The sequence below is a fragment of the Mesorhizobium sp. WSM4976 genome, assembly GCF_029625685.1.
Lineage (GTDB): Bacteria > Pseudomonadota > Alphaproteobacteria > Rhizobiales > Rhizobiaceae > Mesorhizobium.
Genome location: NZ_JARTVT010000010.1, coordinates 92,712 through 111,265, shown reverse-complemented (window position 1 = coordinate 111,265; position 18,554 = coordinate 92,712). Strand labels below are relative to the sequence as shown.

General features: G+C 64.7%; 19 protein-coding genes and 2 pseudogenes. 12 read left to right on the top strand and 9 right to left on the bottom strand.

The genetic code is table 11. From position 1 onward, the window contains the following. Positions 1-61 precede the first annotated feature (61 nt). The 3 genes from folP to folK are packed head-to-tail and all read left to right on the top strand — an operon-like array spanning position 62 to position 1,774. The gene (gene folP, locus P9272_RS14230; RefSeq protein ID WP_278161020.1) at positions 62-916 is read left to right on the top strand and encodes a dihydropteroate synthase; all 855 of its coding nucleotides are present in this window, start codon (positions 62-64) and stop codon (positions 914-916) included. 2 nt (positions 917-918) lie between these two features. After that, a complete protein-coding gene (folB, locus tag P9272_RS14225) occupies positions 919-1,278 on the top strand; it encodes a dihydroneopterin aldolase (RefSeq protein WP_128257190.1) in 360 nt (119 codons plus the stop codon). Continuing rightward, positions 1,262-1,774: a 2-amino-4-hydroxy-6-hydroxymethyldihydropteridine diphosphokinase gene (folK, locus tag P9272_RS14220; protein WP_128257189.1), complete on the top strand. Its 513-nt coding sequence runs from the start codon at positions 1,262-1,264 to the stop codon at positions 1,772-1,774. The genes folB and folK overlap by 17 nt, the downstream gene beginning before the upstream one ends. Positions 1,775-1,784: 10 nt before the next feature. On the opposite strand, the gene P9272_RS14215 is transcribed toward folK, so the two are convergent. Together P9272_RS14215 and P9272_RS14210 are read right to left on the bottom strand one after the other, a co-directional pair. Next, positions 1,785-2,333, bottom strand: a complete 549-nt coding sequence (locus tag P9272_RS14215) for a DUF924 family protein (RefSeq protein WP_278161019.1) — start codon at positions 2,331-2,333, stop codon at positions 1,785-1,787. 10 nt (positions 2,334-2,343) lie between these two features. Continuing rightward, positions 2,344-4,179, bottom strand: coding sequence for a monovalent cation:proton antiporter-2 (CPA2) family protein (locus P9272_RS14210; RefSeq protein ID WP_278161018.1), 1,836 nt, complete (start codon positions 4,177-4,179; stop codon positions 2,344-2,346). A 300-nt stretch (positions 4,180-4,479) separates the two neighbouring features. Between P9272_RS14210 and P9272_RS14205 the strand changes: the two genes are divergently transcribed. From P9272_RS14205 to P9272_RS14195, 3 genes are all read left to right on the top strand, one after another. Further along, positions 4,480-5,463, top strand: coding sequence for an AraC family transcriptional regulator (locus P9272_RS14205; protein ID WP_278161017.1), 984 nt, complete (start codon positions 4,480-4,482; stop codon positions 5,461-5,463). A gap of 61 nt (positions 5,464-5,524) precedes the next feature. Next, positions 5,525-6,733: an MFS transporter gene (locus P9272_RS14200; protein ID WP_128257185.1), complete on the top strand. Its 1,209-nt coding sequence runs from the start codon at positions 5,525-5,527 to the stop codon at positions 6,731-6,733. A 107-nt stretch (positions 6,734-6,840) separates the two neighbouring features. After that, complete coding sequence (locus tag P9272_RS14195; protein ID WP_278161016.1) at positions 6,841-7,206, top strand: hypothetical protein; 366 nt, start codon at positions 6,841-6,843, stop codon at positions 7,204-7,206. Positions 7,207-7,296: 90 nt separating this feature from the next. Here the strand turns inward: P9272_RS14195 and P9272_RS14190 are convergent, their stop codons facing one another. Beyond that, entirely contained in the window at positions 7,297-7,533 is a 237-nt protein-coding gene (locus P9272_RS14190; RefSeq protein WP_278161015.1) for a hypothetical protein, read from the bottom strand. 25 nt (positions 7,534-7,558) lie between these two features. Here P9272_RS14190 and P9272_RS14185 point away from each other — a divergent pair. Both P9272_RS14185 and P9272_RS14180 read left to right on the top strand, forming a co-directional pair. Further along, a pseudogene (locus tag P9272_RS14185) lies at positions 7,559-8,098 on the top strand (ABC transporter ATP-binding protein); the annotation flags it as partial. A gap of 8 nt (positions 8,099-8,106) precedes the next feature. Further along, positions 8,107-9,096, top strand: coding sequence for an oligopeptide/dipeptide ABC transporter ATP-binding protein (locus P9272_RS14180; protein WP_278161014.1), 990 nt, complete (start codon positions 8,107-8,109; stop codon positions 9,094-9,096). Positions 9,097-9,144: 48 nt separating this feature from the next. On the opposite strand, the gene P9272_RS14175 is transcribed toward P9272_RS14180, so the two are convergent. Next, on the bottom strand, positions 9,145-9,699 hold the full coding sequence (locus P9272_RS14175) for a hypothetical protein (protein ID WP_278161013.1): 555 nt from the start codon (positions 9,697-9,699) through the stop codon (positions 9,145-9,147). 30 nt (positions 9,700-9,729) lie between these two features. On the opposite strand from P9272_RS14175, the gene P9272_RS14170 reads away from it, so the two are divergent. Further along, positions 9,730-9,939: a hypothetical protein gene (locus P9272_RS14170; RefSeq protein ID WP_278161011.1), complete on the top strand. Its 210-nt coding sequence runs from the start codon at positions 9,730-9,732 to the stop codon at positions 9,937-9,939. On the opposite strand, the gene P9272_RS14165 is transcribed toward P9272_RS14170, so the two are convergent. The 3 genes from P9272_RS14165 to P9272_RS14155 form a co-directional block, all read right to left on the bottom strand. Then, complete coding sequence (locus P9272_RS14165; protein WP_278161010.1) at positions 9,911-10,993, bottom strand: TIGR01620 family protein; 1,083 nt, start codon at positions 10,991-10,993, stop codon at positions 9,911-9,913. The genes P9272_RS14170 and P9272_RS14165 overlap by 29 nt on opposite strands. Next, positions 10,990-12,462 (bottom strand): YcjX family protein, encoded by a 1,473-nt coding sequence (locus P9272_RS14160; RefSeq protein ID WP_278161009.1) that lies wholly within the window; start codon positions 12,460-12,462, stop codon positions 10,990-10,992. The genes P9272_RS14165 and P9272_RS14160 overlap by 4 nt, the downstream gene beginning before the upstream one ends. Before the next feature lie 63 nt (positions 12,463-12,525). After that, a complete protein-coding gene (locus P9272_RS14155; protein WP_128257175.1) occupies positions 12,526-13,029 on the bottom strand; it encodes a histidine phosphatase family protein in 504 nt (167 codons plus the stop codon). 248 nt (positions 13,030-13,277) lie between these two features. Between P9272_RS14155 and dksA the strand changes: the two genes are divergently transcribed. Beyond that, positions 13,278-13,694 carry an RNA polymerase-binding protein DksA gene (gene dksA, locus P9272_RS14150; protein WP_128257174.1) on the top strand — a complete coding sequence of 139 codons (417 nt, stop codon included), beginning with the start codon at positions 13,278-13,280 and terminating at the stop codon, positions 13,692-13,694. Positions 13,695-13,805: 111 nt separating this feature from the next. Here dksA and P9272_RS14145 read toward each other — a convergent pair whose 3' ends face one another. Further along, positions 13,806-14,525, bottom strand: a complete 720-nt coding sequence (locus P9272_RS14145; RefSeq protein ID WP_278161008.1) for a flagellar biosynthetic protein FliO — start codon at positions 14,523-14,525, stop codon at positions 13,806-13,808. Positions 14,526-14,732: 207 nt separating this feature from the next. On the opposite strand from P9272_RS14145, the gene P9272_RS14140 reads away from it, so the two are divergent. Beyond that, positions 14,733-17,315, top strand: coding sequence for a PAS domain-containing sensor histidine kinase (locus tag P9272_RS14140; RefSeq protein ID WP_278161007.1), 2,583 nt, complete (start codon positions 14,733-14,735; stop codon positions 17,313-17,315). 159 nt (positions 17,316-17,474) lie between these two features. Continuing rightward, positions 17,475-18,180, top strand: a pseudogene (locus tag P9272_RS14135) (DeoD-type purine-nucleoside phosphorylase). Here P9272_RS14135 and P9272_RS14130 read toward each other — a convergent pair. After that, complete coding sequence (locus P9272_RS14130) at positions 18,177-18,482, bottom strand: ribbon-helix-helix domain-containing protein (protein ID WP_127253710.1); 306 nt, start codon at positions 18,480-18,482, stop codon at positions 18,177-18,179. The pseudogene P9272_RS14135 and the gene P9272_RS14130 overlap by 4 nt on opposite strands. Positions 18,483-18,554 lie beyond the last annotated feature (72 nt).

Below are 18,554 nucleotides of genomic sequence, written 5' to 3'. Positions count from 1 at the left end.
TTAGGGCCGTCCCCAGCGCAACGGAATTGATTTCCGGCGGATCACGCATGGTTGATGGACAATGACGACAAGGCGATGGCAGCTGGCGCACGGGCGCTATCTCGACCTCGGTCCGAAGGCGGTTGTCGTCGGCATCCTCAACGTGACGCCCGACAGTTTTTCGGACGGCGGTTTGTTCATCGCGCCGGAAAAGGCGCTGGAGCAGGCGCGCCGGATGGTGGAAGAGGGCGCCGCCGTGATCGATGTCGGCGGGGAATCGACCCGACCTGGTTTTGCTCCGATCACGGCTGAAGAAGAGCAGGGCCGTGTGCTGCCGGTCATCGCCGCGCTCGCGGCTTCGGGCGAGGCGCTGATCTCGGTCGACACCTATCGCGAGGATACCGCGCGGCGCGCGGTCGCCGCCGGCGCCCATATCGTCAACGATGTCTGGGGGCTGCAGCGCGAGCCCGGCATCGCGCGCGTCGCCGCCGAAACCGGCGCCGGGCTCGTCATCATGCACACCGGGCGCGAACGGCAGAAATTGCATGATGTGATCGAGGACCAGTTCCTGTTCCTGCGCAAATCGCTGGAGATCGCGCGCGCCGGCAAGGTCGCCGACAACCAGATCGTGCTCGATGCCGGCTTCGGCTTCGCCAAGGAGACGGCGGCGGAAAACCTCGACCTGATGGCACGATTTTCCGAGCTTCAGGCGCTCGGCTATCCGCTGATGGCGGGGACCTCGCGCAAGCGCTTCATCGGCAACGCGACGGGGCGCCAGCCTGGCGATCGGGCGGCCGGTACGGCGGCGACGAGCGTCATTCTGCGCTTGAAGGGAGCCGACCTGTTTCGCGTCCACGATGTCGCAATCAACGTGGACGCGCTGGCGGTAACCGATGCTATGCTTGCGCGCGAAACCGAGCTTCCTCCCGGACCCTGATCATGTACGTCATCCGTATGAAGAACTGCGCCTTCTTCGCCCGCCATGGCGTGCTGGACGAGGAGGAGACGCTTGGCCAGCGTTTCTATGTCGATGCCGAGCTGACCGTCGAACCCAGCCGTCCGCTGACGGAGGATTCGATCGAGGACACCGTCAATTATGGTGTCGCCTTCGCGGTCATCGAGAAGATCGTGACCGGACATCGCCGCTTCCTGATCGAAGCGCTGGCGCTGGAGGTCGCAAAGGCGCTGACGGCGCGGTTTTCGCAAATCGAGAAGGCCGCGATCACTGTGCGCAAGCCGAACGCGCCGGTCCCCGGTGTGCTCGATCATGTCGAGGTGACCGTTGTCTGGCCAGAATAGCGTCGTCTACCTCAGCCTCGGCGGCAATCTCGGCGACCCGGCGAAGTCCATGGGCGCGGCATTGCGCATGCTGGACGGCGACGACGCAACGCGCGTCACCGCCGTCTCCTCGCTCTACCGCACGCCGCCATGGGGCAAGCTCGATCAGCCCGATTTCCTAAACGCCGCCGCCGCGATCGAGACGGTGCTTTCCCCGCGCGCGTTGCTCGACCTTTGCCTCGATGTCGAGAGACGGCTAAAGCGCGTGCGCGAGGAGCGCTGGGGGCCCCGCCTGATCGACATCGACATCCTGGTGTTCGGCGACCGGGTGATCCACGAGACCGGGCTAGAAGTGCCGCATCCGCGCATGCTGGAGCGCGCCTTCGTGCTGGCGCCGCTGGCCGAGATCGCGCCGGGGCTGTCGGTCGGCGGCAGGACCGTGTCGGAACGGCTCGGCGCCGTCGACACCTCCGGCATCGAGCGACTGCCGTCGGGCCGGGAGTGGTGGCTCGACTAGAGCAGGCTGGTCAGCCGGAAAAACCGCCGCCGTCCAAAAACGCCTGTTCCTCGGCGGTCGTCGCGCGGCCGAGCATTCGGTTGCGATGCGGGAAGCGTCCGAAGCGCCGTACGATCTCCAGATGCTCCTCGGCGTATTTCAAATAGTCCGGCGCCCTCGCGGCTGTCAGCTCGACCGACCGATGCTGGTCCGCCAGCGATTCCGAATGCTCGAAGGGCAAATAGAGGAAGACGCGGACCAGTTCGTCCAGTTCCAGGTCATGGCCGGCAGCGATCGCCCGGTCGGCAAAATGCCTTGCCAGCGGGTCGGTCGCGTACATGTGGCCGGTGCCGCGGAAGCAGTTGCGCGGGAATTGGTCGAGCAGGATCATCAGCGCCAACGAGCCTTCGGCGTGCGCGTTCCAGTCGTCGCATTGGCGCCCCGCGGCGGCATAGTGCAGCTCAAGGAAACGGTTGCGGAAATCGGTGTCGAAGGCGTCGTTCTTCTCGAACCAGGCGTCCTCGCCGGCATCGCGCCAGAATTTGGTGACCGAAAGCGCGCGTGGATCGAGTTCCGCCATGCCTTGCCCCTCAGTTGTTGGTCTCTGCCTTGTTCAGCACGACGGCTGTTTCCTGGTTCAGCGCCCGGCCGGCGCGGCGCGGCTGCGTGAGCGGCGTCGGTATCGGCGTGCCGATATTGCCCTTGAGGAAACGCTGGCCGGCGCGCACGCCCTCGGCCAGCTGCGTCTCGAAGCGCGCTTCGTCGCGGCGCCGCACGTCCTCGATGACCTCGGCGACTTCCTCCGGATCGACGCCAAGCGCTTCCAGCGCGGAGCCGCCGAAGACGAGCGCCGATTCGAAGGTCTCGCGCAGTTGATAGTCGACGCCGGCGCGCACCAGCTGCAGCGCCGTGCCCCGGTCGAAGGCGCGCGCCAGGATGGTGACCAGCGGGAATTCGGCCTTGATCAACTGCGCGATGCGTACGGCGGCGTCCGGCTTGTCGACGCAGATCAGCACCGCGCGGGCCCGTCCGGCGCCGGCCGCATGCAGGATGTCGAGCCTAGTGCCGTCACCGTAATAGACTTTGAAGCCGAAATCGGCCGCCGCCTGGATCATCTCAACTTCGTTGTCGATGATCGAGACATCCAGCCCGCGCAGCAGGAGCGGCTGGCTGGCGATCTGGCCGAAGCGGCCGAAACCGATGATCAGCACGCTGCCGGTGAGTCCGTCGGCGATATCGACGCCGTCGAGCGACTGCTCGTCGCGCGGGGTCAGGTAACGCAGCGCTACGATGGCCAAGGGCGTCAGCACCATCGAGATGATGACGATGGCGGTGAGCGTTGCGTTGGCCTGGCCGTCGATGATGCCGACCGCGGCGGCTGACGAATAGAGCACGAAGGCGAACTCGCCGCCTTGCGCCATGAAGACGGCGCGTTCCAGAGCCTCGCGGTGGCCGCTCTTCAGGATGCGCGCGACGATGTAGATGCCGAGCGCCTTCATGACCATGTAGGCGACGACATAGATGGCGACGAGCCGCCAGTTATGGGCGACGACGCCGAGGTCGAGCGACATGCCGACGGCGAGGAAGAACAGGCCGAGCAGGATGCCGCGGAACGGCTCGATATCGGCTTCGAGCTGGTGTCGGAAAGTCGATTCCGACAGGAGCACGCCGGCGAGGAAGGCGCCCATCGCCATCGACAGGCCGGAGAGCTGCATGGCGAGAGCCGATCCCAGCACCACCAGGAGGGCCGCGGCGGTCATGACCTCGCGGGCACGCGCGTCCGCCAGGACGCGGAAGAGCGGATTGAGCAGGTAACGGCCGGCTAAGACCAGCCCGACGATCGCGGCGATGCCGATGCCGACTTCGGTTAGGCGCTCCGAAATACTGGTTTCGGCCCCGCCCGGCGCGAGGAATGCCACCAGCGCAAGCAGCGGCACGATCATCAGGTCTTCGAGCAGCAGGATGGAGACGATGCGCTGGCCTTTCGGCGTGGCGATCTCGCCGCGCTCTTCCAGCAGCTGCATGACGATCGCCGTCGAGGTCAGCACGAAGCCGGCGCCGGCAACGAAGGACTGCGCGATGGGAAAGCCTCCGGCCAGTCCGACCAGAGTCAAAAGCATGCCGCAGACGCCGACCTGCAAGGCGCCCAGGCCGAAAATCTCGCGACGCAGGCCCCAGAGCCGCGACGGCTGCATTTCCAGCCCGATGATGAACAGGAACATGACGACGCCGAGCTCGGCGACGTGGAGGATCGATCCCGATTCGGAAAAGACGCGCAGGCCGAACGGGCCGATGACCACGCCGGCGGCAAGGTAGCCAAGGATCGAGCCCAGCCCCATGCGCTTGAAGATCGGCACGGCGATGACGCCGGCTGCGAGCAGCGCCACCACCTGCACCAGATCGCTGCTCGACGCTTCAGCTGCCATGCGTGTCATCCCGTTGCTCTAAATCGCGTCGCCTGGAAAAGATTCAGGTGACGCGCTTTAGGTCTTTGCTTGATGCATGTCGTTGTCCCAGAACCGCTGCACACTTCCGGGCGACATGCATTTGCTTGATGCATGTCGTTATCCCAGGACCGCTGCACACTTCCGGGCGACACGCATCAGAAGCACTCCTTGCATGCCCCGGGAGGGAGAGGCAAGGCCGGGAGGCCTGCCAGGAAGGGTAGGGTGCCGTCGAGGCGGTCTTCGCTTGCTGGTCGGACGTTCAGCATCTATGGTGACCAGATGTCTGACTATTCGTCCCGCCCGCCTCCACATATCCCGATGGATGCGCTCAGCGAGGTCCTGCAGGACTTTCGCTTGAGTGGCGTCAACTATGGCCGCTGCGAGCTGCGACATCCATGGAGCATCGCGTTTCCGCAACAGAAGCTTCTGCGCTTTCACTTTGTCGGCCAGGGTCCGTGCTGGATTCATACCGAAGCTGAGGGCTGGCAGGAGTTGCGCGATGGCGATCTGGCGCTGCTGCCACAAGGCATCGCCCATCGGCTGGCCAGTGCGCCGGACGTCGTCGGCGACTCGCTCGAGGGCTGCCAGGTGACCAAGTTGGGGAGCAATGTCTGCGAGGTGGTGCGGGAAGGGACGGGCGCGACAAGCACACTTTTCTGCGGCTCCATGGCTTTGGGCGTCTGTGCGCTCAATCCATTGATCACGTTGATGCCGCCGATCATCAAAGGCTGCGACGTGGCCGGCAATGACCCGGTCGTGCGTCCTTTGCTGGCGGCCATGACGGCCGAGGCCGCGCAACCGCAGATGGGTAGCGCCACGATTCTGTCGCGCATGGCGGACTTGCTGACAGCCCGGCTCATCCGCTGCTGGGTCAATTGCACGGGAGCTTCGACCACCGGTTGGCTCGCCGCCATCCGCGACCCCCATATCGGCCGTGCGCTGGCAGCCATGCACCGAGACCCCGGCCATAACTGGACCTTGGAAAGCCTTGCTAGCCTGGCAGGCCAATCGCGCTCGATTTTCGCCGAGCGCTTCAGCGCTGTGCTGGGGGAGGGCGCCGCCCACTATCTCGCCCGTCTGCGCATGCAGGTTGCGCGCGAGTTGCTGGGGCAAAACGGCCTGTCGGTTGCCGAGGTCGCTACCCGTTTGGGCTATGACAGCGAAGCATCCTTCGCGCGCGCGTTCAAACGCATCACCAATGTCTCGCCAGGCGTTGTGCGTCGCACAATTCCCGGACGAACGGACATGAATTTCGGATTTTAAGATACATATAATCCGAAAGGACTCGTCTATTTGAAGACCTCCATTCCTTGGAGATCTTTCAGTGACAGACACAACATTACAGCTTGAAGACGCGGCGTCAGACCTCGATACCGCTGCGCCAACCACGTGGAACGCAGCCACCTGGTTCTCGGTCATTTCATTGGCGGCCACCAGCTTTGCCCTGGTGTCAGCCGAATTCCTGCCGGCAGGTCTGCTGACGCCAATGGCGCGCGATCTCGGCATCAGCGAAGGAACGGCCGGACAGGTCGTCACCGCCACCGCTTCAGTCGGCGCCGTGACGGCCATGTTGAGCAATGTTCTCATCGGCCGATTGAACCGCAAGACGGTGCTGGTTGGCCTCAGCGCGTTGGCGGTCGGCTCCAACCTCCTTGCAGCGCTGGCGCCCAATTTCTGGCTGTTGCTGTTGGGCCGGGCTGGGCTCGGAATCGCTCTCAGCGCATTCTGGGCACTCTCGGTTGCCGTCGTGGCCAGGCTGGTTGGCGCCAATGCCACAGGTCGGGGCATGGGCATCGTCACCCTCGGCGTCTCGCTAGCCACCATTGCCGCACCGTCGGCGGGTGCGTTGATCAGCGACTGGCTGGGATGGCGCAGCGCCATGGCCTTGACGGCGGGGCTGGCCGTGATTGCGATGCTGCTGCAGTTGGTTAGCCTGCCAACCTTGCCTGCCACAGCCAGCAATAGCCTTTCGGATGTTTTTCGGCTGACGCGGCGGCGTGGCATCCAGCTCGGCATGCTGGCCATCCTTTTGCTGATGACAGGGCATTTTGCCGGCTCGGTCTATGTACGCCCCTTCCTCGAACATGTGACGCTCCTGGCAACCGGGCCAATTGCCATGGCCCTGCTCGGCTTTGGCATCGCCGCTGTGATCGGCAATGTTGCCGGCGGCCGCATGGCCGACGCCGATATCCACATGGCTCTCGTGGGCACCGCGGCGCTGATGGCGTTTTCGACTCTGGCGTTGGTGCTTTGGGGCGTGCACATCGCGGTTGCCTTCGGATTCGTCACGCTTTGGGGCTTGGCATTCGGCATGGCGCCGGTGGTGCTGCCGACCAACCTGTCCCGCGCGGCGCCTGATGCGCTGGAAGCAGCGGGCAGCCTGATGGTCGTCTCTTTCCAGGTTGCCATCACAACCGGCGCGGTTGTCGGCGGCTATGTCGTGGACACCTATGGTGCCTCGGGACCGTTGACCCTTACCGTGGTCCTTGCCGCCTCGACGGTCGTGCTGGCGCTGCTACAGCCTCGCAGGTGAACGGCCTCATGCGACGCGCCTCAGATTGATGTTTTACATGTACTGGTCGGCCTGAATCCGGAACGCCGCGATATTGCAGCCTGGTTACACAAGTTTATGCGGCCCGATTGTTGCGCGCCGCCACAATCAGAGGTTATGGCACGCTCGGCTTCGGCCGTTGGGGGCAGCCGCGATGGGCGGCTGCCTTTTTTGAGGAGATGATTGACATGAAGAAGTTTTTGCTCGTTGCCGTCGGTGTTGCGGCGTTGGCCGGTTCGGCTTGCTCCAAGGGGCCGCAATGCACGCAGGAAATGGCCGCCAAGAAGGCGCAGGACATGGCTGCCGCCCTCCAGGAAGCCATCACCAAGGACCCGAGCAAGGCAGCCGATCTGACCGCCAAGGTGCAGGCCGTGACGACGAAGTATCAGGGCGCGACGACGCTCGACGAAGCTTGCAAGGCCTATGATGAGCTGACCGCCACCATCAAGGGTTGAGCCCAGCCGTCGACAAATGCGAAGGCGGTGGCCGGTCGGCCGCCGCCTTTTTCTTGCGCGGCGCTTCGGCCGGCACGCCTTTCGGATACGCTACCCGATACCCATCGTTGGCTTATGGTCGGCGATCTCGGCGAGCAGCCAGTCCTGGAACAGGCCGGTGCCCGGCTTGTTTCCGATGCTGCGGCGCTGGTGCAGGTAGATGCGGGCCGGATAGGTGTGGCGGGCGCTGAAGGGGGTCACAAGCTTGCCTTGCTGGAGAAGATCCTGCGCCATCATGGTGTCGGCCAGAGCGATCCCCGCGCCGTTTATCACCTCGCGCATGATCAAGGTACAGTCATCGAGCGTCGTGCTGGACCCGCATGAGGCGATGTCGCGCTATCCGCACCAGCTTTCCGGCGGCATGCGGCAGCGGGCGGTGATCGCGATGGCCTTGTCCTGCGATCCGGCGCTGCTGGTTGCGGACGAGCCGACCACCGCGCTCGACGTCACGGTGCAGGCCGGCATCCTCGACCTCGTACGCAGATTGCGCGCGAAGCATAGATCGGCCGTGGTCTTCATCACGCATGACATGGGTGTCGTCTCCGAGCTCGCTGACCGCGTCATGGTCATGTATGCCGGCCGCGTGGTGGAGCGCGGCACCCGCACGGAGCTGTTTTCGGACCCCCGGCACCCTTACACGAGCGCATTGCTCGGTTCGATCCCGCCGCTGACCGGCCAAAAGCCCCGCCGCCTGCCGGCGATCCCCGGTTCGCCGCCCTCCTTGCTGCGGCTGCCGCAAGGCTGCGCCTTCGGTCCGCGCTGTCCGGTGCGCTACGGGCCTTGCGAGGCCGGCAAGCCGGGTCTCGGCAAGGACGCGCATGCCGCCGCATGCTTTCGGGTGGCGCAAGCATGAGCGGGTCAATGATAGATATACATCGACCGATCCTCGAGACGCGCTCGCTGGCCAAGCGCTTTTCGATCGGAACCCGGTTTTCCGCGGAGGGCAGGCGGACCATCCACGCCGTGGACAATGTCTCGCTGATCGTGCGGCGCGGCGAGACGGTCGGCCTCGTGGGCGAATCCGGATGCGGCAAGTCCACGCTGGCGCGCTGCCTGGTTCGGCTCTACGACATCACCGACGGGAAGCTTCTGTTCGAGGGCGACGACATCACCTCGAAGTCGCTGTCCGAGCTCAGGCCGCTGCGGCGGCGCCTGCAGATGGTCTTCCAGGATCCCTCGGCCTCGCTCAATCCCCGTCGGCGCGTCGGCGATCTCGTCGCCGAGCCGCTGCGCATCCACGGCAGGCTTTCGTCACCCGAGATCACCGCGCGCGTGGCGGAGCTGTTCGAGCTGGTCGGACTGCTGCCGGACCATGTGATGCGCTATCCGCACGAGTTCTCAGGCGGCCAACGCCAGCGCGTCGGCATCGCGCGGGCGATCGCGTTGAACCCCGACCTCGTCGTGCTCGACGAGCCAGTCTCGGCGCTCGACGTGTCGGTGCAGGCCCAGATCGTCAACCTGCTCGCCGACCTGCAGGAGAAGCTGAAGCTCACCTATATCTTCATTGCCCACGACCTCTCGGTGGTTCGCCAGGTCTCGACACGCATCGCCGTCATGTATCTCGGCTCGATCGTCGAGGAGGGACCGGCGGAGGAGGTGTTCGCGACGCCGGTCCATCCTTACAGCCAGGCGCTGATCTCGGCGGTTCCGGTCGTCGAGACGACGCCGAGCGGAACGCGCAAGCGCATCATCCTCACCGGCGATGTGCCGAGCCCGCTGAAACCTCCGTTGGGATGCCGTTTCCACCCGCGATGCCCGATCGCGGTTGATCGATGCCGTTCGGAGCGGCCGGAACTGAAGGAACATCGTCCAGGCCGCAAAGTGGCCTGCCACTTCCCGACTTTGAGCTGAGCCGTCTTCTTCGCAGGTGGTGGGTGCGGCTATAGGGGCCGCACCGGATCAGTTCTTGGCGATGGCGCCAACTTCGACCGAATCGACCCGCTTCAGGTTCATGCCGATGACCGGCACCAGCTGATCGTTGACGCGCACGGCCACCGTCACTGTCATTGAATTGCCGTCAGGCACACGCGCCTGCATGACGCCATTCAACTGCTTGCGGTTGATGGTGAAGACGACCTTCTGGGCGTCGACGACATTGCCGCCGACAATGTCCATGCCGCTTTCGGTCGAGCCGCCCATGAAGGTGCCCCTGTAACCGTCGCGGCCCTTGCGCTCGACGCTGGCGGACATCTTTTGCGTGAACACGCCGACCCGGCAGCCACCGTCAAGCGTCATGCCGAGCTTGCTGGCGGGCGTCGAACCATTGAAATCGCAGGTGAATTTGGTGCCCTTGTACTTGCCGGCGATGATCTCGCCGGGGCCGACCCATCTGCCTTCGACGGAGCGAAAGAACTGCTTGTCCGGTTCTGCCCCGAAGGCCTTTTCGACCAATCCGAGCGGCGCGACAATCGCAACTGTCGCAGGCAGCACGCAGGACAAGATTACGCTTCTCATAGACGACACCCGGCACGACAGAGTCTGTTCTTGGACCTGATGGACCATGGCGAAGATTGGTTAATGCTTCGTCACTGGAGCATGACGCCGAAGAGTGTGAAGCGGTTTTCGGACTACATCAAGCTCCACTTCTTTGATTGGAGCAGGATTCAGATTGCAGGTCGATTCGACCTGAAATCATTCGGCTCCGCCGGCGGCTTTCGCGTCTACCCTATTGCTCCGCCTGGCCGTCTTTCTTGACCGCGAAGGACGTCAGGGCCGAAAGGAAATCCCCGAGGCCCGGGCGCTTCACGGCGATGAACGGCAAGGGGCGGGCGGTTTCCATCGCCGCGATGCCGATGCGCGCCGTCATCATGCCGTTGACGACCCCTTCGCCGAGCTTCGCCGAAAGCTTTGCGGCAAGCCCATGGCCGACGATCTGCTGCACGAAACTGTCGCCCACCGCGATCGAACCGGTCACCGCCAGATGCGCAAGCACGCCACGCGCCAGCCGGAAGAAGCCTAGGGTGCCTGGGCGGCCGCCATAAACCTCGGACAGTCGCCGGATCAGGCGGCCCGCCTCGAATACGACATAGGCAATGTCGACCAGCGCGCGGGGGCTGACCGCCGTTATAAGCGACACGCGTTTCGCGGCCTCAAGGATCATGACCTTGGCGCGATGATCGAGAGGCGACAGGATCTCGGTCTCGGCGAGCCGCACCAGATTGGCGCCGTCGATGATCTCGCCGCGCAATTCGGCGAGCGAACGGCGCCCGGCGGCGGTCTCGGGCTTCGACGCGACGAAGGCCGAAAGCTCGTCGACCAAAGCGCGCGCCGCCTTTGGATCGTCGCGCGCCACGGCATCCAGGGCCCGCTTCTGCATCTTTTCGACTTCGGCAAGGCGGGCAATAGCAAGGAACTCGCGGATTAGGATAATGATCAGCGACAAAAGCGCGATTGCCGCCATGCCCGCCGCCAGCCAGCCGAGCCATTCGGCGCGCGCAAAGAGGTCGCGGACCAGCTGGTCGGCCCAGAGGCCGACCGCAAGCGAGACGAGCACGCTGAGGGCGCCGAAGAACAGCCGCGCCAGCAGCGAACGCTTTTTCGGCGCGGTCGCTGGTGCCGGGGCCGCGGCATCGATGTCAGGCTCGTCGAAAACGTCGACCTCCGAGGGGACCACGACCGCCACATCGGTCCTTGCGGCGCGCGGCGTGCGCGCCGGCTGTTTCTCGGCGATGCGGCTCTGCGCGGCTTGCGGCTTCGGCTCGGTCTCAGGCTCGATGCGGAAGGCCGCCGGTTTGCGGGGCGCGGTCATGCCAAATGATCTCCGATCAGGAACTGCAGCGCGCGGTCAAGCCGGATATGCGGCAATGACAGCGTGACCCCTTCAGCGGTGCGCTCGAGCTTCGGCGAGCGGAACCGCACGAAGCGGATCGCCGGTTCGGCGCTGTCGGGCGATGATCCGGAACTGTCGAACACCGCATCGACCTTTTCCGGCAAATCGCCCGGGAATATTGCGGTTTCGGCCTTTCCGTCGAACGTTTCGCCATTGATCGTCTCGCCCTTCAGCGGGGTGCCGATGATGACCGGCAGCGTCTCGCGACCTTGCTTCACTGTGCCTTCGCGGGTCGAGCGAACCGCGGCCATGGCGACGACGTCGACCGCGGCACCGCTGAAGTTCGCCCGCGCCACCGCGCGGTCGGTCAGCCGCCGCACGATCGCCTGCAGCCGGTCGTGGCTTTCGTGATGCAGATGGTCCGCCTTGGTCGCGGCGACCAGGATGCGGTCGATGCGGCGCGAGAAGAAGTCGGTGAGGAAATTGCCGCGTCCGGGCCGGAAGCAGGACAGGATCTCGGTGACGGCGCGTTCCAGATCGGCCATGGCGGCCGGGCCGGCATTGAGCGCCTGCATGGCGTCGATCAGCACGATCTGCCGGTCGAGGCGGGTGATGTGCTCGCGAAAGAACGGTTTGACGACATGCGCCTTGTAGGCCTCGTAGCGGCGCTCCATCATCGCATGCAGCGATCCAGAGCGGGGCCGGCCTTGCGCGAGCGTCATCAGCGGGGCGAACGTGAGCGCCGGCGAGCCTTCGAGATCGCCTGGCATCAGGAAACGGCCGGGCGGCAGCGTCGACAGGGCCCGCTCGTCGAGCTTGCAGGCCTTGAGATAGGCGGCGAAGCTTTCGGCCAGGCGCCGCGCAATCATCTCGTCTGCGTCAGCATCGGGGTTGATGGTGGAAGCCAGCTCGCGCCAGGCCTGCGACAGGTCGGAACGGACGGGCAGGGCGGCCAACTCGACCGCCTCGCGCGAAAAATCGGCGAAGGACTTGCCGAGCAGCGGCAGGTCGAGCAGCCATTCGCCGGGATAATCGACGATGTCGACAGACAGTCTCCCGGCTGAAAACAACCGGTTCCAGCCGGAAGCCGACTCATATTCGATGGTGAGCCGCAGTTCTGAGATGGCGCGCGTGGAGGCCGGCCAGACGCGGTCGTTCACCAAAGCCGCGACATGGTCCTCGTACTGGAAACGCGGAACGGCATCGTCCGGCTGCTCCTCGAGGAACGCGCGGGCGATGCGGCCGGATTTCTGCGCTTCGAAGAGCGGCAGGCGTCCGCCATGGATGAGGTTGTGGACGAGGGCTGAGATGAACACCGTCTTGCCGGCGCGGGAAAGGCCGGTGACGCCAAGACGCAATGACGGAGAGAAGAGCCCGGCGGCGCGGCCCGACAAGGTGTCGAGCGCAATCCTTGCCTCGTCGGTGAAAGTGGTCAGCGATGATGCCAAATCAGGCCTCTGGTTGCGCATCCGCGCCCGATATAGGCGCTGGACCTGGCGTTTGAAATGGCCTCAGAGGTCGGCGGGCGTGAGAAAGGCTTCGAGATAGCCGCTGCCCTGCGCCGCCTCGGCAAGATTGCCGTGAAAACGCACCACCGCGAGGCCGGAGGTTGGAAAACCGTGCTTCATCATCCCGCGCGCTGCCTCGTCGCCGTCGCCCGACACCGCCATGGCTAGATCCTCGGTCATGGGGTTGTGGCCGATCACCAGAAGCTGGTCGGCGCCGGCGTTGTTGCGGATGATGTCGAGATAGCCGGCCGCATCCTCGCTGTAGAGCGTGTCGAAAAACAGGACCCGTCCGGTGTCGGTGCGCCCCGCCAGGCCTTCCAGCGTCTGCCTTGCCCGTTTGGCGTTGGAGCAAAGCGTGACGCCCGGCACGTAGTTGCGGGCCCGCATGGCCTCTCCGATCGCCTCGGCATCAGCCTTGCCCGATTCGTCGAGCGGGCGGTCGAAATCGCGCACGCCGGGCAGCGCCCAGCTGGCTTTGGCATGTCGCAACAGATAAAGTCTGCTCAACCGTTCCCCCATGGCGCTACCAAACAGGCAAAGCGCGATTAGTCACCAGAACCACGCCATGCACAATGGCCGGTGCGAGCAACTGCAACGAATCATGTGCGAATTCGTTTTATGCCGTTGAAACAACGTCGTTGCCGGAGCTGCCGATGCCAGACTAACAATTGCGTGAAACTGTCGCCGATACCGCTTGTGCAGGCTCTTGTCCCCGAATATATAGGCGCCAAATTTGGGGTTGTTGGGTGAGTCGAATGAACGACATCGTTACCGCCGATTACGTACCCTCCGAAGACGAGCCGTTCATGAACGAACGGCAAAAATCGTACTTCCGCCATAAGCTCATCACCTGGAAGAACGACATTCTCCGCGAAGCGCGCGAAACTCTCGAAATCCTGCAGCAGGAAAACGCCAACCACCCAGATCTTGCCGATCGCGCCTCCTCGGAAACCGACCGCGCCATCGAATTGCGCGCCCGCGATCGCCAACGCAAGCTCATCTCGAAAATCGACTCGGCGCTCCAGCGCATCGACGAAGGCACCTACGGCTATTGCGAGGAAACCGGGGAGCCGATCGCGCTGAAGCGACTTGACGCGCGCCCGATCGCGACGTTGTCGATCGAGGCGCAGGAGCGTCATGAGCGCCGCGAGAAGGTCTATCGCGACGACTAACGCGAGCTGAATAAGCAAGATAACGTAGAAAATGGCCGGATTTCCGGCCATTTTCGTTTCCGGGGCTCAGGGCGCGGGACTGCCCGCGTTTACCGGCAGGCTGCCGTTGCGTCAGCGCTTGTGGCTGCCCAGTTCGCCGAGCAGCTTGGCCATTTCGTCATCGAGCGAAGGCTTGGGCGCGGGTTTGCTTGACGCTGCCGGCTGGGAGTGCGTTTCGTCCAGAGAGGTCTCGAGCTCGTGCATCAGTGTGTCGTCGATGGAATCGTTTGACGGCGGCGTATATCTGGCGCTGCCATTCGTCGTTCCGTAGCTCGGCAGAGGCGTGACCTTCGCGGGCGGCTGGCTCGGTGCGGCCGGCTTGGGCGCGGGCGCCGGCGTGCGCGGGCGTGCGTCGGCAACCGACTGGGCGGGAGGCGGGGCTTGCCTGGCGGGCCCGGGCACGGGCGTAGGTGCCGGCTGTGGCGCGCGCGGGCGCGCCGCGGCGGTTGCCTGCTGCTGGCCGCTGTCGCCGGTCAGGGCCGGACGGCGGGGGGCTGCCAGCCGGATGTCGCGCTCGACCACGACATCGGTCGGCCCGCCGATCAAGATCAGATGCTCGATGTCGTCGCGGCGCACCAGCACCAGCCTGCGATGGCTGTCAACGGCGGTGGCGTCCATGACCGCGAGGCGCGTCTTGCGGTTCCTGCCGCCGGCCACGAAAGTGCCGAAGGTCAGGTTGCGCACCACCTTGATGACGAGCAGGACGACGACGAGCAAAATGAGTGCTGCAAACGTCCACAGGATTGCAGCGACATAACCCGGACCCGCCACGCTATCCAGCCACTGCAGCATCGGTGCACCCAATCGCCTCTTGAGGTGAGGCGACACTAGACCGCTGTGGCGGCCTGCCGCAAGTTCACATCACCCATCGTGAACAGTTTGAACATGAATCATTGATTTTATCGGACATTTGCCGCCGAGGCCTTTTCCGTTACAGGAGAATGTGATTCAACCGGCCGTCCGCGCCCGTCGGACACCGGAATCACGAGCAGGGGGAACATGGCCAAGGAAGCGCGCGGCGATTTCTATCCGGTACCGATCGTCGACCAGAACACGCGTCCGGGCGCCGTCACCAGGCTCATCGTCTTCATCGTCGTGCTGACCGGTGCGGCAATCGTCTTCGGGCTGTTCCGCGAGCGGCTCGGCGATCCTTTCCTGCTCGGCATGCTCGGCGTGCTCGCCATGATCGGCGTCGGCTTCCTGTTCGCGACTGCGATCGGCTTCGTGCAGATCGCGCCGCGTTCGACCGGCGATGAATTGTCGAAGGCCTTCGTCGACTCCATGTCCCAGGGGTTGCTGGTGACCGACACCAAGGGCCGCGTCGTCTATGCCAATCGCGCCTATGCCGATATGACGGGCGCCGCCTCGGCGGCCGATCTCAAGACCGTCGAAGGGCTCTTGTCGGATGTCCCCGAGGCCTCGATGACGATCTACAGGCTGGCGTCGGGACTGCGCGACGGCCAGGCCGGCGACGGCGAGTTCCGGCTTGCGCAGTCAATCAAGCCTGGCGCAGAGCCCGGCGCGCGCTGGTATCGGGCGCGCGCCCGCGCCTTCAGCATGCCCGGGCAAAGGCTGCCTATGCTGGCCTGGCAGCTTGCCGACATCTCGCAGGAACGAGCGGAGCAGGAGCGTTTCTTCCTCGACCTGCAGAAAGCCATCGACCATCTCGACCACGCGCCGGCCGGGTTCTTCTCGGCCGATCAGGAAGGTCGCGTCACCTATATCAACGCCACGCTCGCCGAATGGCTGGGAATCGACCTCGCCTCCTTCACGCCGGGCGCCATCACACTGCCGGAAATCATCGCCGGCGACGGCATGGCGCTGGTCCGCTCGGTCAAGGCCGATCCCGGCACGACCCGCAACGCCGTCATCGACCTCGATCTCACCACCATGAGCGGCCAGGCGCTGCCGGTGCGCTTCATGCACCGGGTTTCGGCAAGCCGCGAGGGCGTGAACGGCCCGACCCGTACCATCGTGCTCAACCGCACCCAGGGCGAGGACGCCTCTGCGGAACTTCGGGCCTCCGAAGTTCGCTTCACCCGTTTCTTCAACTCGACGCCGATGGCTATTGCAGGCGTCGATGCGAACGGACGCATCCTGCGCACCAACGCGCCGTTCCTGCAGCTGTTTTCATCCGTGGTCGACCGCGACGCCGTCGACCGGCGGGTGCGCTTCGAGACCATCGTCCACGAGCGTGACAGGCCGGCCTTCGCCGCCGCCTTTGAGAAGGCCCGGCAGCGGCAAGCCAATATCGAGCCGATCGACTCGGTGCTCCCGGGCAACGAGGAGCGCCATATTCGCTTCTACGTCAATGCCGTCGCCGATACCGCGGGTGGCGAGGGCGCCGAGGAATCGGCGATCGTCTATGCGGTCGAGACCACCGAGCAGAAGGCGCTCGAGGGCCAGATGGCGCAAAGCCAGAAGATGCAGGCCGTCGGCCAGCTCGCCGGCGGTATCGCGCATGACTTCAACAACGTGCTGACCGCCATCATCATGGCGTCCGACCTGCTCTTGACCAATCACCGGCCGTCGGACCCGTCCTTCCCCGACATCATGAACATCAAGCAGAACGCCAACCGAGCGGCCTCGCTCGTGCGGCAATTGCTGGCGTTCTCGCGCAAGCAGACGTTGCGGCCGGAAGTGCTCAGCCTGACCGACGTGTTGGCCGATCTCCGGATGCTGCTCGCCCGGCTTGTCGGCAACGACATCAAGCTGAAGATCGACCACGGGCGCGACCTCTGGCCGGTCAAAGTCGATATCGGCCAGTTCGAGCAGGTGGTGGTCAATCTCGCCGTCAATGCGCGCGACGCCATGCCGGGCGGCGGTGATCTTACCGTGCGCACTCGCAACGTCACGTTGGACGAGTGCAAATCCTTCGCCTATCGCGAGCTGACGCCGGCCGACTATGTGCTGGTCGACGTCGAGGACACCGGCAGCGGCATTGCGCCCGACGTGCTGAAGAAGATTTTCGAGCCGTTCTTCACGACCAAGGAAGTGGGCAAGGGCACCGGCCTCGGCCTGTCGATGGTCTACGGCATCATCAAGCAGACTGGCGGCTTTATTTTCTGCGATTCCGAGGTCGGCAAGGGCACGGTGTTCCGCATCTTCTTGCCGCGCCACATCGCCGAAGTGAAGAAGCAGGCCGAACCTGGCGACGCGCCGGTTACTGTGGCGGCCCCGGCCAAGCCTGCCGACACCGCGAAGGACCTGTCCGGCTCGGCCACCGTGCTCCTGGTCGAGGACGAGGACGCGGTGCGCATGGGCGGGGTGCGGGCGCTGACCTCGCGCGGTTACACCGTGCACGAGGCGTCCTCCGGCGTTGAGGCCCTGGAAGTATTCGAGGCCCTCGGCGGCAAGGTCGACATCGTCGTGTCCGACGTTGTGATGCCGGAGATGGACGGGCCGACATTGCTCGGCGAGCTGCGCAAGCGTCAGCCCGGCATCAAGTTCGTGTTCGTTTCGGGTTATGCCGAGGACGCCTTTGCCAAGAACCTGCCGGCCGACGCGCATTTCGGCTTCCTGCCGAAGCCGTTCTCGCTCAAGCAACTGGCGACGATCGTCAAGGACGTGCTGGAATCCTAGACCGCTTCGACGCAACTGTGGACGGACGACCTAAGGCGAAGGCGCTGGCGCCTGACCGCCTTACAGATCGCTGGAATTGCTTCTAAATCAGCTATCGCTTGCACATTGCGACAGCCCTGCCATGATGGCGGCCGGTGGTCTATTATGGGGTGGTAGCGCGTGACGCCGCATATCGAGGCGGGCAGGGGCGACTATGCCGAAACGGTGCTGTTGCCGGGCGACCCCGAGCGCGCCCAATGGATGGCGGAGACCTTTCTCGAGGCACCACGCTGCGTCAACCGCCGAAGGGGCGCGCTGGGCTTCACCGGCGCTTCCGTGGCAGGCCGGTCAGCATCCAGGCGACCGGCTCGGCGTTCCATCCTTCCTGATCTACGTCCATGAATTGCTCGACTATTATGGCGTGAAGACGCTGATACGCACCGGCACATGCGGCGGCTTGTCGGAAGAGGTACCCCTGCGTGGTCTCGTCATATCCAGCGAAGTGCGGTCTGAGGGCGCAAACAGTGGGCAGGTGTTCGGGCTGTACCGGGCGGCCGGACCGGACCCGGCGCTGCATGCGCTGGTGCTGCGAAGCGCGGCCGATCTCGGCATCGCCTGCAGCGCCGGGCTGACGATCTGCAGCGACGTGTTCCACCATCCCGACGGCCGCGCCCGGTTCGCCGAACCGAGGGAACTCGGGGCACTGGCTGTCGATATGGAAACCAGCGCGCTCTACCGCATTGCCGCGCAGTTCGGCGCGCGGGCGCTGTCGCTGCTAACCGCGGTCGATCACATCGCCACCGGCGAGCTGACGGACTATTCGGAGCGTCAGGCCCTCTTCACCGACATGACCCGTCTGGCGCTCGAAGTCGCGGCCGAGAGTTAGGCGGCTTCACGTTTCAACGCCGCCTGCTCCTCGGCATTGGGCCGGTGGCCCCGCAGATAGAGCGCGCAGGTCGTGCGCAGCATGGAGGCGAAGTTCGGGATCTGACCGTTGATCTCGATCGCCTCGTCATAGAGCTTCGAGATGAATTTCGGTGTCGTCAGTCCCTGGCTGTCGGCGATCTCGTCGAGCAGACCCCAGAACGTCGCCTCGAGCTGGATGCTGGTCGAATGACCATCGATGCGGATCGACCTGTTGATCTGGCGGTAGCCTTCCGGATCCTGCCCGGCGAAGACTCTGCACATCGGTACCTCCCGTTTCTTGTTTGTCTTGGGCGCCGATTGAGTGAGCCGGCGCCTTTTGGAACACTGCCTGCG